Below are 13,789 nucleotides of genomic sequence, written 5' to 3' on the forward strand. Positions count from 1 at the left end.
TGGTGTAACAATGTGAACACCGAAAGGAGAACGTCCCATGCGCAGCTTAAGGCAGATGGTGAAGGAGCAGACGCCGCTGTATATTTTTGTCGCCGTCTTATTTCTGGTCGGGGTGGTGTTCGGTGCGTTGATTGTCGGTGCCTTAACCCTGGACCAGCAGCAGGAGCTCGGGGATTACCTGGGCAATTTCTTTGTCACGGTGGACCAGCAGGGCCTGCCTGCCGCTCCGGATACGTACTGGAGCATTGCTGCGCTCAATCTGAAGTGGATCGGGCTGATCTGGATTCTCGGCCTGTCCGTGATCGGGCTGCCGGGCATTCTGATCCTTGATTTTCTCAAAGGGGTGCTGATCGGGTTCACGGTAGGCACACTGGTCAGCGAATACTCCTGGCACGGTATGCTGTTTGCCCTGGTCTCGGTCGCCCCGCACAATCTGGTGCTGATCCCGGTGCTGCTCGTCTCCAGCGCGTCGGCGATCGCCTTCTCCCTGCTGATGATCCGCAGCCGCGTCCTGGGCGGGCGCCGCATGCCGTTTACGCGTCCGTTTACCAGCTACACGCTGCTGACGCTGGGACTGGCCGTGCTGATTCTCGCCATCTCCGGCTTCGAGGCATGGGTGACGCCGGCGATGATGCGCTGGGTGACACCGATGCTGGTCTAGAAACCCCGTAGATACTGGTGTTATGGGCTTTAGGTGGCGTTTGTATGGCGAAAAAATAACGGAAAAATCACATTTACTGCAGATTCTCTGGATTTAGTATGGAGTGGTTAGCTTCACTTGGGCTTGGATAGGGTAGCTTAAGGTATGCAGGGGTATGTTGAGGTATAAAAGGTAATATGCTAAGATAACAATAACAAAAGGAGCCGGCCGCACACCGACTCCCTGCACAACACTTGGATGGGAAACCTCCAGAGCAAGCTGAAAATAACCCGTTCCCTTGGCGCTAACCTGGGCGGGTTATTTTCGTTTCAGATAAGTGAGCAGCGCCAGCAAGAACATGCCGAGCATAATCACTTCGGACAACGAAAATTTCATAAGCATCACCTCCGATCTGGAGGCGATACTTTCCCACCCAAGTTCAGTTGTACAAGCCAAATTATAGCACATAGAGTCTCGCTGCGGAGGGGCTCTTTTTATTTTCCCGAAAGGAGGTGATCCCCCTGGCCAAAGCAACCCAATTGAACGTGTCGCATGATCTCAGCCAGCCAGTGCAGGGAGCCGTGGAAACGGTACTACTCCTTTATGCACATTAAGTATCATTTCCACATGGTTATACAAGTATTGGAAAGGCGGGTTTTTAGGCCGATCTCCTTTCGGCTTCGGGATAACCGGGCTGGGCCAATAAATCGGCTACCGCACGGCTGTCTTGGGTGTCCGCTTGTCTTATCATGTCTTATCATCCTGGGTAACGATGGCCTGTATTTATAGACATCCTGGTTGGTTGAGATTCGCTGCCTGGGGCGGCATTTCGGCTGTGCAAAGCACACTGGAGCTGATGCTGGATGAGGGGCATCTGAAACGGGGGCTTCCGCTGCCGCAGCTGGCCCGTCTGCTGTCAGGAGCCCCCGCTGAACGCTTCGGTCTCGGGCCAACGAAGGGCCGCATAGCGCCGGGCTGCGACGCTGATCTCGCCCTGGTCGACCTGAATGCCGGCTATACGCTGCAGGCAACTGATCTCTACCAGCGGCATCCGGTCTCGCCTTATGTTGGCCGTTCCTTCCGCTGCAGAGTGAAGATGACGCTGCTGCGGGGCCGTGTTGTCTACAGTTGCGGTGAGGGTCTTCTTCCCCGTCCGGCCGGGAGGGAATGCTCGCCTGTCTATCCGGGAACGGCCAATATCCATATGTAGCGCGGTCCACTGACCGTGCAGCACGATTCCAAGGAGGGAATACGATGATAACGGCATCAGTCGGCGGATTGTCCGCCGTACAAGAAGATTTCCTGCTGTTCGTCCAAGGAATCTCCCGCGAGGAGATGCGGCAATATGTCGACCGCTATCTCGGCGCCCTGCTGGCGGGAGACGGCTGCGATGCGGAGCTGCTGCTTACGCTGGAAACCTTCGTATCCTGCAGCGGTCAGATGAATGAAATGTCGGCAAAGCTGTATATTCACCGCAACACGGCAGCGTATCGCCTCGAGAAGCTGGAACGGCTGCTCGGCATGCCGCTGCGGGAGCCCGGGAACCTGCTGCTGCTGAATCTGGTCTTTCTCTTCCGCAGGCTGCTGGAGCCTGGCGCGGAAGCACTGAGCGGGCTTTCGCAAGGGGGTAACGGGGCATCCCGGAGCTGAGCCTTCACAGCGTCCGCCCTTCTTGAGACAAGCGGCTGGATGGCGGACAGAATTGCGACATTGCTCCTTGACCGGGCCCCAAGGGCATGGGCTATGATCCTCTTGGGGTGATGATATGCGGGTGACCACCGGAGAATTTGCACATATGCATCGAGTATCCAAGAAGACGCTCAGGCATTATAAAGACATCGGTCTCCTGTTGCCGGCGGAGACGGATTTCGGTAATGGCTATTCATTCTACAAAGAGGCGCAGCATGAGCGCATGCGCCGCATCCTGTATCTGCGCAGGCTGCGCTTTTCCCTGGAAGAGATCCGGATAATGCTCGATTCCGGTGCGGAGCAATGGGTGAAGCCCGTCCGGCTGCAGCTTGCCGCTTTGGAGGCAGAGGAACGGCTGTTGCATGAAATTAGAAATGAACTTCTGGCACTGCAGGTGCGTGTCGGGGAGGGGAACGAGCCCTATATTCCTGTGCCAGAGACGTCTCTGTATGCAATTGACTACCGTGCGGAAACCTTCGAGCTAAAGCAGCCGCTGTTCACGGTCGGCCGGGCGGCACGTGTGCCCTATGCAGAGCAAGAGGTGAAGCAGCGGCTTATCGACGAGCTTATCGGCAATTTCTTCGGCAACGACGAGGCGGAGCTGATTGCCAATCATGCCGTGCCGGCCGTAAACATTGGCCTGGTATGCGAGTGTGAGCAGGATATGAGCGCAGGCACTTACATGATGGGTATACAGGTGTCGGCACCCGGACCCATTCCGCAGGGCATGAGCTGCAATACACTTCCGGCGGGCTTGTATGCGCGGGTGATTTTCCGGGCCGGAGACCGGGAGACCCTGACAGGCGCTGCGCTTGAAGGTGCATACGGTTATTTGTACAACGAATGGCTGCCGGGGTCGCCTTATGATGGAGCAGAAATTCTGACGGCCGAGATTTACCGGGAGGAGCGGATGGAGCTTCCCGTCAATCCGGAGATGGAATTGTGGCATCTGCTGGAGCGTGTGTGAGGAGGGAAACTGTGAGTTTTTGCAGAACTGGAGGAGCTGTATGCCTGAATTCGTAACAATAACCAGTGAACGCCTGGACTACCGGCCGTTACGGGAGGAAGATATGGAGACGTATGTCCGTCTGCGCAATGAAGCCTCCTACCGGAGGTGGTTCTATTTTCAGGACCCGCCGACGTTGGCGTCAGCAGCCCGCGAGATCAGGGAGATGCAGGAGAAAAGTAAGCGGAGGATTGACCTGCTCCGCGAAGCGTTTGATTCCGGATTGTACTTGAAAGCCACCGGCGAGCTGATCGGCACGGTGTCGCTGAACAAGTTCCATGGACCGGAGGAGGAGCTGGAGCATGTGGAGATCGGATACGGCATCGGCGAAGCGTACCAATGCAGAGGCTATGCCACTGAAGCGGCGGGTGCTGCGGTTCGCTGGGGACTGCTGCGGCTGCGCGAGCTCGGCGCCGAGCCGGTGATTACAGGCTGTGCGGAGCATGAGAATTGGGCTTCCCGCAAAGTGCTCGAGAAAACCGGATTCTCTTTTGTATGCGCCAAACAGTATGTAAGTATGTACATAATCACCGGGGCATAGCGGTTGCGCGGATATGAACTAAACGGTCCTCTTGCGAGGACCGCCTGCTCCGGTAAGCTTATCCCGCAAATCTCTGCAGCGCAGCCGGAATGTCGGTGTCGCCCAGGATGGCTTCGACCGCTTGCCACGCTTCCTTGAAGTCGGGACCGCTGTAACGGGTGCGCTGGCGCACCGGACCGGATAAAGACATATCAAAGACGATGAATTCGCCCGCCTCCTCAGCGATTCTGAAGCTGACCACGCGGGTTTGCTTTTGTAAACGGAGCTCTTGCATATGTGTCCTCCTCGCGGCTTATGGCCCGGGACGAACCTGCTGAACGATTGTTTCTATTATAATAGGCCAATCTGCAGGTTCCCGGCCATTTTTCAAGAAGTATACCCCCATCTTGGCTTTGGCTGCTATGAAAGGGGTCATGCCCAAAAGCGTTTGACTTCTCAAAGCGACTCCACCTATAATGGAAGGAGCGGTTTTGTGCGGGAGAACGGACTGTCCTTGCTGAAAGGACAAAGAACCGTTTTCGTAGACGGTGGGTAAGTTGTGGAGGGGGGAGACAGGTGGAAGCCCGGATAGACAAAATCAAGCAGCAGCTGCAATCGCAAGGGTATAAGCTGACGCCCCAGCGCGAAGCAACCCTGCGGGTATTGCTGGAGAATGAAGAAGATCATTTAAGCGCCGAAGATGTATTTATGCTTGTGAAAGAAAAGGCCCCCGAGATCGGTCTTGCCACGGTATACCGTACCCTGGAACTGCTCAGCGAGCTGCATGTGGTGGAGAAAATCAACTTCGGCGACGGGGTTGCCCGTTACGATCTGCGGACGGATACGGCTAAGCATCATCATCATCATTTGATCTGCGTGCAATGCGGCAGTATGGATGAGATCCGTGAGGATTGGCTCGGGCCGCTGGAAGAGCGTCTGGAGCAGGAGTTTAATTTTACGGTGCTGGATCACAGACTGGATTTTCACGGCATTTGCCACCGTTGCAAGGATAAGAACAGCGCGGAAGGCCAATCGCCGGAATAAGCGCACTATTATAAGGTAACCGCACAAGCTCTCCCCGGCTGCTGGCCGGAGGGAGTTTTTTATCGGCTGTGAACGGTTATGGTCCCGGATTTGAACAATCAGACTCTTTCGCATTTATGCATGAATGATGCTGATTGTGGGATTAGAGCCCGGATTTACCATACATAACTCCGGACACCCCGGCATATCGTGTAGGACGGGTCATCTGCTGCACAAGCGCTTGTACACATATTGCGGTATAAGGGAGGTCTTGCCTGTGATTATCTCTGTTCCAAAGACCGTTCGGCGGCTGTATTTCTTGACGCTGCTTGTTGCGCTGAGCTGCCTGTTCTATTATCTGCTGAGCTGGGCCGGAGCCTGGCTGAATCCGCTGGACCGGCAGGAGATCCCGGAAGGAACGGCGGTCCGGGCGTTTCAATATGAATACCGTGGTGAGAATAAGCTGAGCCCGGGCGAACGCCTGCGGCTTTATTATTGGCTCGGTGAGTAGAACTGCGGCCCTTTAAGCAGGAAGGTGCCCCAAGTTTGTCGAAATGAAGCTATGGCGGATGGATGCCGCGGAGCTGCCGGACGCTGATCCGGCGGCCTGCGTTTGTTATGCCCGTATGCTGCAAGGGAGCGAGTAGCCTTAGGAAGACGGGAGTGTGAACCCATGGAAATACAGATCAAAGCACAATTACAGCCCTTCATAGCGTATCTGTCCGGTGATAAAGGATTATCCTCCAGCACCCTGGAGTCGTACGGCCGGGATGTGGCGCAGTTTCTTGATTTTGCCGGAGAGAAGGGGCTTGTCGCTCCTGAGGACATCAGGCGGGTGCATATCCAGTTGTACCTGGGCGAGCTGCGGAATGCGGGCAAGGCTGCGGCTACAGTGAACCGGACGACGGTATCGCTGCGCGCTTTTTTTCATTATATGCTAAGAGAACGTGTGATTTCGCAAGACCCGACGCTGGATATGGAGGCCATCAAGCCAAACAAGAAACCGCCGATGGTGCTGAGCATTGAAGATATAGAGCGGCTGCTTGCAGCTCCCGATGTAACGGCCCCGCCGGGCAAACGCGACAAAGCGATGCTTGAACTGCTGTATGCCACCGGCATCCGGGTCTCCGAGCTGATCGCACTGGATACGGGGGATGTGCAGACCGAGCTGAAATTCGCCCGCTGCACGGGCGCTTCCGGCAAGGAACGGGTGGTGCCGATCGGCAGCATTGCAGCCCAGTGCGTCGCTGAATACGAGAGTGGGAGCCGGGAGCAGCTGCTGCGCGGAAATGCGGACGAGCCGGCGCTGTTCCTGAATAGTCTGGGCGGACGGCTGACACGCCAGGGCTTCTGGAAGATCATCAAGAAATACGCGCGGGGAGCGGGCATTGCCGAGGAGATTACGCCGCATACGCTGCGGCATTCGTTCGCAGCGCATCTGCTGGAAGGCGGCGCCGATTTGCGCTCCGTGCAGCAGATGCTCGGCCATGCCGATATTTCGACCACACAGGTATACAGCGGCATCGCCCGGCGCAATATGAAGGAAGTCTATGAGAATTTCCATCCGCGGGCTAAGTGAGCCGTCGTCGGATGCTAAAAGATGCTTTTCAGGATGATTATGGGTATGATGGAGATATGGAAGGGATGTCCTCTTTGAACAAGAGTATACACAAGGGTGAAGGAGTGAGAGGGATAATGTCCTCATTTAAACGGATCGGATTTATAGTACTTGATAGTGTGGGTATCGGCGAAGCTCCCGATGCGGAAAGCTTTGGAGACAAGGGCGCCCATACACTGGGCCATATTCTGGAACGTGTGCCGGGACTGAAGCTGCCGAATCTGCAGCGGCTGGGACTGGCCAATATTGCTCCGCTGCCTCCGCTGCAGCCGGTGGACGAGCCTGCTGCCTACTACGGCAAAATGCAGGAGGTATCGGTCGGCAAGGACACGATGACCGGACACTGGGAGCTGATGGGCCTGAAGATTGAGACCCCGTTTAATGTCTATCCGGACGGCTTCCCGGCCGAACTGATCACGAAGTTTGAGGAAGCTACCGGCCGCAAGGTGATCGGCAATAAGCCGGCATCCGGCACGGAGATTCTGGTGGAATACGGCGAAGAGCAGATGAAGACCGGCGCATGGATTGTTTATACTTCGGCGGACAGCGTATTCCAGCTCGCTGCCCATGAAGAAGTGATTCCACTCGACGAACTGTACCGCGCCTGCCACATCGCCCGTGAGCTGACCATGGCGCCGGAGTTCTCCGTCGGCCGGGTCATCGCCCGCCCGTATGTCGGACAGCCGGGCAGCTTCACGCGGACGCCGAACCGGCACGATTATGCGGTGAAGCCGCCGGAGCCGACCGTTATGAATGCTCTGCAGGATATCGGCAAGGATGTTATTGCCGTAGGCAAGATCAACGATATTTTTACCGGAGAAGGCGTTACCGCCAGCTATCCGACGAAGAGCAACGAGCACGGCATTGAAGTGACGATCGCCGAGCTGCGCAAGCCGTTCGACGGCCTGCTCTTCACCAATCTCGTCGACTTCGATTCCCTGTACGGACACCGCCGTGATCCGGAAGGCTACGGACGGGCGCTGGAGGTCTTCGATGAGGCGCTGCCGGAGCTGATCTCGACACTCGGCGAAGAGGATCTGCTGATTATTTCCGCAGACCACGGCAATGACCCGATCCACAGCGGAACCGACCACACCCGTGAATATGTGCCGCTCCTGGTCTATAGCCCGCGGTTCAAGAAGGCGGGCAATCTCGGCATCCGTGCCACCTTCTCCGATGTGGCGGCAACCATAGCCGACAATTTCGGGGCCAAGGCTCCGCAGTACGGGACAAGCTTCCTGCCGGAGCTGCAATAATCAGCGGTAAATATGAGGAGGTATAACAGTGAGCATCGTAACCCAAAAGAACATTCAGGAAGCTGCAGTTTATATTAAGGATAAATGTACCGTCGCCCCGGAGATCGGGCTAATTCTCGGCTCCGGCCTGGGCGTGCTGGCCGATCTGATTACCGATGCAGTGGTCATTCCGTATCAGGACATTCCCCATTTCCCGGTATCTACCGTGGAAGGCCATGAGGGCGAGCTGCTGATCGGCATGATTGAAGGCCGCCGCGTAGTCATGATGAAGGGACGCTTCCACATGTACGAAGGCTATGGCCCGGAAACAACGGCCTTCCCTGTGCGCGTCATGAAGGAGCTTGGCGTCACCAGCCTGCTGGTGACCAACGCCGCCGGCGGTGTGAACACGGACTTCACGCCCGGCGACCTGATGCTGATTACCGACCATCTCAATCTGACCGGACGCAATCCGCTGATCGGACCGAACGACAATGCGCTCGGGGTACGCTTCCCGGATATGTCCACCGCTTACAGCCCGCGCCTGATCGCTGCAGCTAAGGAAGCCGCGGCAGAGCAGAATTTCACCTTTAAGGAAGGCGTCTATGCCGGACTTCTGGGACCTACCTATGAAACACCTGCCGAAATCGTCATGCTGCGCCGTCAGGGCGCCGATGCCGTAGGCATGTCCACCGTTTCAGAGACGATTGTGGCCCGCCATTCCGGCATTGAGGTGCTGGGCATCTCCTGTATTACTAATATGGCTGCGGGCATTCTCGACCAGCCGCTGAACCACGCCGAAGTTATGGAGACGGCGGAGCGGGTGCGCGAGCGTTTCCTGAAGCTGGTGCTGGCGTTTATTCCCAAGATGTAAGCTCGCGAGTGAGCGCAATTTACTTTTGAATACGGGAGGAACCATCGATGACACAAACAACCACTCCTTACGGCACGCAGGTAAAAGAGGCGGCTGAATATATCAAGGGCAAGCTGGGGGCATACTCCCCTGTAATTGGACTCATTCTCGGCTCCGGCCTGGGCGATCTCGGCGATCAGATTGAAGATGCCGTGTATCTGCCTTATGAAGAGATTCCGCATTTTCCGCGTTCCACGGTGGAAGGCCATGCCGGTCGGTTCGTCATCGGCAAGCTGGAAGGCAAGGATGTCATCATCATGCAGGGCCGCTTCCATTACTATGAAGGCTATGACATGCGCAAGGTTGTGCTGCCGGTCTATGTGATGGCCAAGCTGGGTGTAGGCACACTTGTGATTACCAATGCCGGCGGAGGCATGAACAAAGCATTCAAAGCCGGGGATCTGATGCTGATTACCGACCATCTCAACATGACCGGGGACAACCCGCTGATCGGGCCGAACGATCCCGAGCTGGGCGTACGCTTCCCGGATATGTCGGCCGCCTATGACCGTGAGTATATGGCGCTGGCCAAGAAGCTGGCGGAAGGCGTTAAGGGTGTGGACGGTGAAACGCTGGTGCTGCAGGAAGGCGTATACGCCGGAATCAGCGGCCCGACTTATGAGACACCGGCCGAGCTGAAGATGCTGGCCTACCTGGGCGGAGACGCGGTGGGAATGTCTACGGTGCCGGAGGTTATTGTCGCCAGCCACAGCAGACTGCGTGTGCTCGGCATTACCTGTATCACCGATATGGCCATCGCCGATGAGCTGGAGCCGCTCACCCATGAGCAGGTGGTGAAGGTTGCCAATCTGACCAAACCGAAATTCATCGGACTGGTCCGTGCGTTCGTGCGCGAGGTGCAGGTCTAATGCGTGCGGTGGATCTGATCCAGAAGAAGCGGGACGGCGGCGAGCTGAGCCGCGAGGAGATCGCTTATCTGATTCAGGGGTACAGTAAAGGTGAAATTCCGGATTATCAAATCTCGGCCTGGGCGATGGCGGTCTATTTCCAGGGGATGAATGCGCGGGAGACCGGCGATCTGACCCTGGAGATGGCGATGTCCGGCGACCAGGTTGACCTTAGTCCCATCGCCGGGATCAAGGTGGACAAGCATTCCACAGGCGGCGTGGGCGATAAGACGACCGTTGTGCTCGCCCCGCTGGTAGCTTCGGCCGGCGTACCGGTCGCCAAGATGTCCGGGCGGGGCCTGGGTCACACCGGCGGCACGCTCGACAAGCTGGAGTCGATCAGCGGCTTCTCGGTGGAAATGGACCGCGAGCAGTTCTTCGCCCAGGTCGGCGAGATCGGCGCCGCCGTTATTGGCCAGTCGGGCAACATTACGCCCGCCGACAAGAAGCTCTACGCACTCCGGGATGTAACGGCTACCGTAAATTCGATTCCGCTGATTGCCAGCTCGGTCATGAGTAAGAAGATCGCCGCCGGCGCAGACGCCATTGTGCTCGATGTGAAGACGGGCAGCGGCGCGTTCATGAAGACGCTGGAGGACTCGATTGCACTGGCACAGGCCATGGTCGATATCGGCACACATCTGGGCCGTCATACGGTTGCGGTCATCAGCGATATGGATCAGCCGCTGGGGTATAATATCGGCAATGCGCTGGAAATTAAGGAAGGCATCGAGATTCTGCAGAACAGAGGTCCACAGGACCTGCGTGAGGTCTGCCTGTTCCTGGGCAGCCAGATGCTGGTGCTTGGGGGGAAGGCGAAGGATGAAGCGGAGGCCCGCGATATCCTGGAGCATCATCTCGCCGACGGCAGCGCGCTGGAGAAGCTTAAGCAGATTGTAGCTGCTCAAGGCGGGGATGCGGGCCAGATCGAAGCACCGGACATGCTTCCAACTGCCAAGACCTTGATTGAGGTAAAGGCGGAGGCTTCCGGCTTTATTGAGAGCATTAAGGCTGAGACCGTCGGCATTGCCGCCATGCTGCTCGGTGCCGGGCGGGAGACAAAGGAATCGCAGATCGACTACGCTGTCGGGATCCGGCTGGCGAAGAAGGTCGGCGACACTGTTACCGAAGGCGATGTCCTGGCCGTGCTGCATGTGAATGAGGCCAGCGCGGATAAGGTGCGGGAGGCGGAGGACAAAGTGCGGGAAGCATACCGTATCAGTTCGCAGCCGGTGCCGCCCCAGCCGCTCGTATTCGCGCTCGTCACGAAGGACGGGGTTACCCGTTACTAAAGTTTAATAGCCATACATGCAGGAGAACCCGCATTTCATGAACCGTATGGTTGGTGATCTGCGGGTTCTTTGCGTTCAGGCGGAACAGCGGGTGCAAGCTACAGGCCGCGTCAGCTTTATAGCCCGGGGACAAGAAAGGGGCTGCAGTTTTGGCAGAAGGGTACATTGTGGACATTTCGGAAATTACGATAGTATAAACACAACATCGGCACACGGGTACCGCATAACAGGAGGCGGGCCGTTCTGTTGACTGTCGTTTACTTTTCTGCAGAAGCAGCGATCATCATTCAACATACATCCGGGGAGGAATTGAAATGGCACTTCATCAGACCATGACCGTACTTAACACACTGGACAGCGCATACGCCAGCGGAGAAGGGGTAAGACAATTATTCGCCGGGTATCCCGGGGTGGAGGTAACCGCCCTTAAAGTGGAAGGTGAGAAGGGCAGCACGGAATTTGTCAAAATCGTAATCCGGGGCAGCGAGGGCAAGCTGTCCGGCGGCAGCGCGCCGACCTTCGGCATCGTCGGCCGTCTCGGCGGCATCGGGGCGCGTCCCAGCCGGATCGGGATGGTCTCCGACGCCGACGGGGCCGTTGCGGCCGTTGCAGCGGCGCTGAAGCTGGCGGATATGCAGCAGAAAGGCGATGTGCTGAAGGGCGATGTGCTCATCACGACCCATATTTGCCCGGATGCGCCGACACTGCCGCATGAGCCGGTCGATTTCATGGACTCGCCGGTCGATATTCTGCAGATGAACGAGCATGAAGTGCTGCCGGAGATGGAAGCGATCCTCTCCATTGACACGACCAAAGGCAACCGGGTGGTGAACCATAAGGGAATCGCCATTTCTCCGACCGTGAAGGAAGGGTATATCCTGCGGGTCAGCGAAGATCTGCTGCGTCTGGTCGAGATGACTACGGGCCAGCTTCCGGTGACCTTTCCGGTCACAACTCAAGATATTACGCCGTACGGGAACGGCCTGTATCATATCAATTCCATCCTGCAGCCTGCCGTCGCGACGGATGCTCCGGTAGTGGGACTGGCCATTACCGCGCAGACCATGGTTCCGGGCTGCGGCACCGGTGCAAGCCATGAGGCGGATATAGCCTCGGCGGTCCGCTTTGCCGTGGAGACGGCCAAGGAGTTCACACAGGGCATCTGCCACTTCTACAATCAGGAAGAATTTGGACGCATCACCGGGTTGTACGGTGATATGAAGGTGCTGCAGACGCTCGGCAAGCCCGTAGCCTCACTGTAACAGCTGAGCCTCGGCTATTCTATGAAGGAGGAACAAGCATGCGACAGCTGGGGATGATTACGATTGGACAGGCGCCGCGCTCCGATGTTGCGCCGATCCTGGAGCACTGTCTCGGCGGCAGGGCGGAGCTGGTTCAAGCCGGCGTGCTGGACGGATTCACCGCACCTGAGGTGCAGGAACGCTTCGCCCCGCAGGCGGGGGAATATGTCCTGACCACGCGGATGCTTGGCGGCAGCGCGGCGGTGATCTCGCGGGAGCGGATCAAATCCGTGCTGCAGGGCAAGATTGACGCCATGGAAGAGGCCGGCATCCGCCAGATCCTGCTGCTGTGCACCGGCACCTTTCCCGGACTTACGGCACGCAGCGCGCACCTGATCGAGCCGGATCAGCTGATTCCGCCTGTGGTGCAGGCGATGCTTGGCGGAAGGCGGCTGGCGCTGATCGGGCCGCTGCCGGAGCAGGAGGCCAATCTGAATGAGAAATTCGCGGTGCCGGGCGGCAGTAGCTTGCCGTTTGCAGCCGCCTCCCCGTACACCGGAACCGAGGCGGAATTCCGCGCAGCCGCCGAGAAGCTGAAGGGCCAGGCGGATCTGATTGTGCTTGACTGCATGGGCTATGTGGAGCAGCATAGAGAATGGGCCGCCTCATCCGGGGTGCCCACAGTGCTGTCAAATGCCCTGATGGGCAAGCTGATCGCCGAAATGGTGTGAATTCAGGAGGATACAGGCATGAGTGAAGAACGGATTGCAATCAGTATGAACGTATTGAGAGACTGTCTGGGACTGGCCGGCGGCGAGCTGCTGGCCGTTGTCGCCGACGATGATAAACGCGAGCTGGCCGAATCGGTCTATGAAGCAGGCAAACGCCTCGGCGCGGAAAGCATGCTGCTGGTGATGCAGACACGCAGCAAATCGGGCGAGGAGCCGCCCGCTCCGGTGGCCGATGCGATGGCAAGCGCGGATGTGGCGGTGTGCATCACCAGGCATTCGTTGACACATACCGCCGCCCGCAAGCGGGCAGCGGCGAACGGCACGCGTGTGGCGACCATGCCGGGTATCACGGACGACATGTTCAGCCATGGAGCCATTACGGCGGATTACGGCCAGGTAAAGGCGCTAACGGAGCAGGTGGCTGCACAGTTAAGCGGTGCCCGCCAGGTCCGAGTGGAGAAGGACGGGCTGAGCCTCGCTTTCTCCATCGAAGGACGGGAAGGCGTGCTCAGCACCGGGCTGTATCTGAACCCGGGGGAATCCGGCAACCTGCCTTCCGGAGAAGCCTACATCGCTCCGCTGGAAGGTACGGCGGAAGGGAAGATCAAGGTGGATGGCTCCATTGCGGGGATCGGAGCGCTGTCGAGCCCGCTTGTATTGACCGTGGAGAAGGGCCGGCTAACCGGTGCGGAAGGCGAAGACGGCAGCCGGCTGCTGGAGATGCTGGGCAGCGGCGACGGCCGGCTGCTCGGCGAGTTCGGCATCGGTACTAACAACAAAGCACGGATTACCGGTGTCGTGCTGGAGGATGAGAAGGTCTACGGGACCATCCATGTCGCTTTCGGCAGCAATAACACCTTCGGGGGGACCGTAGCCGCCGGGGTGCATATCGATGCCGTGGTGATGAAGCCGGATGTTTATCTGGACGGCAAGCTGATCATGCGTGCCGGGGAATTGCTGTAAGCAATAACAA

16 protein-coding genes are annotated in these 13,789 nt (G+C 57.7%); 15 read left to right on the forward strand and 1 reads right to left on the reverse strand.

Features of this window, described 5'->3' with window-relative positions; genetic code table 11:
- Positions 1-37: 37 nt before the first annotated feature.
- The 5 genes from spoIIM to F1381_RS08405 all read left to right on the forward strand — a co-directional run bounded on the left by spoIIM (position 38) and on the right by F1381_RS08405 (position 3,876).
- On the forward strand, positions 38-661 hold the full coding sequence (spoIIM, locus tag F1381_RS08385; RefSeq protein ID WP_151734379.1) for a stage II sporulation protein M: 624 nt from the start codon (positions 38-40) through the stop codon (positions 659-661).
- Positions 662-1,442: 781 nt separating this feature from the next.
- Positions 1,443-1,850: an amidohydrolase family protein gene (locus tag F1381_RS08390; RefSeq protein WP_246187957.1), complete on the forward strand. Its 408-nt coding sequence runs from the start codon at positions 1,443-1,445 to the stop codon at positions 1,848-1,850.
- Positions 1,851-1,894: 44 nt separating this feature from the next.
- Entirely contained in the window at positions 1,895-2,290 is a 396-nt protein-coding gene (locus F1381_RS08395; protein ID WP_187355251.1) for a PucR family transcriptional regulator, read from the forward strand.
- Between the two features lie 115 nt (positions 2,291-2,405).
- Complete coding sequence (locus F1381_RS08400; RefSeq protein WP_151734381.1) at positions 2,406-3,296, forward strand: MerR family transcriptional regulator; 891 nt, start codon at positions 2,406-2,408, stop codon at positions 3,294-3,296.
- A gap of 40 nt (positions 3,297-3,336) precedes the next feature.
- Positions 3,337-3,876, forward strand: coding sequence for a GNAT family N-acetyltransferase (locus F1381_RS08405; RefSeq protein ID WP_151734382.1), 540 nt, complete (start codon positions 3,337-3,339; stop codon positions 3,874-3,876).
- A gap of 58 nt (positions 3,877-3,934) precedes the next feature.
- Here F1381_RS08405 and F1381_RS08410 read toward each other — a convergent pair whose 3' ends face one another.
- Entirely contained in the window at positions 3,935-4,150 is a 216-nt protein-coding gene (locus F1381_RS08410; RefSeq protein ID WP_151734383.1) for a hypothetical protein, read from the reverse strand.
- A 281-nt stretch (positions 4,151-4,431) separates the two neighbouring features.
- On the opposite strand from F1381_RS08410, the gene fur reads away from it, so the two are divergent.
- From fur to F1381_RS08460, 10 genes are all read left to right on the forward strand, one after another.
- The gene (fur, locus tag F1381_RS08415; protein WP_151734384.1) at positions 4,432-4,899 is read left to right on the forward strand and encodes a ferric iron uptake transcriptional regulator; all 468 of its coding nucleotides are present in this window, start codon (positions 4,432-4,434) and stop codon (positions 4,897-4,899) included.
- Between the two features lie 256 nt (positions 4,900-5,155).
- The gene (locus F1381_RS28170) at positions 5,156-5,389 is read left to right on the forward strand and encodes a DUF4227 family protein (protein WP_187355253.1); all 234 of its coding nucleotides are present in this window, start codon (positions 5,156-5,158) and stop codon (positions 5,387-5,389) included.
- 174 nt (positions 5,390-5,563) lie between these two features.
- On the forward strand, positions 5,564-6,457 hold the full coding sequence (gene xerD / locus F1381_RS08425; protein ID WP_151734636.1) for a site-specific tyrosine recombinase XerD: 894 nt from the start codon (positions 5,564-5,566) through the stop codon (positions 6,455-6,457).
- 116 nt (positions 6,458-6,573) lie between these two features.
- Complete coding sequence (gene deoB / locus F1381_RS08430; protein WP_151734386.1) at positions 6,574-7,752, forward strand: phosphopentomutase; 1,179 nt, start codon at positions 6,574-6,576, stop codon at positions 7,750-7,752.
- A 28-nt stretch (positions 7,753-7,780) separates the two neighbouring features.
- Positions 7,781-8,605 carry a purine-nucleoside phosphorylase gene (locus tag F1381_RS08435; RefSeq protein ID WP_151734387.1) on the forward strand — a complete coding sequence of 275 codons (825 nt, stop codon included), beginning with the start codon at positions 7,781-7,783 and terminating at the stop codon, positions 8,603-8,605.
- Positions 8,606-8,652: 47 nt separating this feature from the next.
- Positions 8,653-9,513 carry a purine-nucleoside phosphorylase gene (locus F1381_RS08440; RefSeq protein WP_151734388.1) on the forward strand — a complete coding sequence of 287 codons (861 nt, stop codon included), beginning with the start codon at positions 8,653-8,655 and terminating at the stop codon, positions 9,511-9,513.
- Positions 9,513-10,844, forward strand: coding sequence for a pyrimidine-nucleoside phosphorylase (locus tag F1381_RS08445; RefSeq protein WP_151734389.1), 1,332 nt, complete (start codon positions 9,513-9,515; stop codon positions 10,842-10,844). The genes F1381_RS08440 and F1381_RS08445 overlap by 1 nt, the downstream gene beginning before the upstream one ends.
- 314 nt (positions 10,845-11,158) lie before the next feature.
- Entirely contained in the window at positions 11,159-12,106 is a 948-nt protein-coding gene (locus F1381_RS08450) for a DUF1177 domain-containing protein (protein WP_151734390.1), read from the forward strand.
- A gap of 38 nt (positions 12,107-12,144) precedes the next feature.
- Complete coding sequence (locus F1381_RS08455) at positions 12,145-12,816, forward strand: AroM family protein (protein WP_151734391.1); 672 nt, start codon at positions 12,145-12,147, stop codon at positions 12,814-12,816.
- A gap of 18 nt (positions 12,817-12,834) precedes the next feature.
- Positions 12,835-13,779, forward strand: a complete 945-nt coding sequence (locus tag F1381_RS08460) for an aminopeptidase (RefSeq protein ID WP_151734392.1) — start codon at positions 12,835-12,837, stop codon at positions 13,777-13,779.
- Positions 13,780-13,789: the final 10 nt, after the last annotated feature.

Origin of the sequence: Paenibacillus tengchongensis, assembly GCF_008973665.1 — a bacterium.
GTDB classification, from domain to species: Bacteria; Bacillota; Bacilli; order Paenibacillales; family Paenibacillaceae; genus Paenibacillus_AQ; species Paenibacillus_AQ tengchongensis.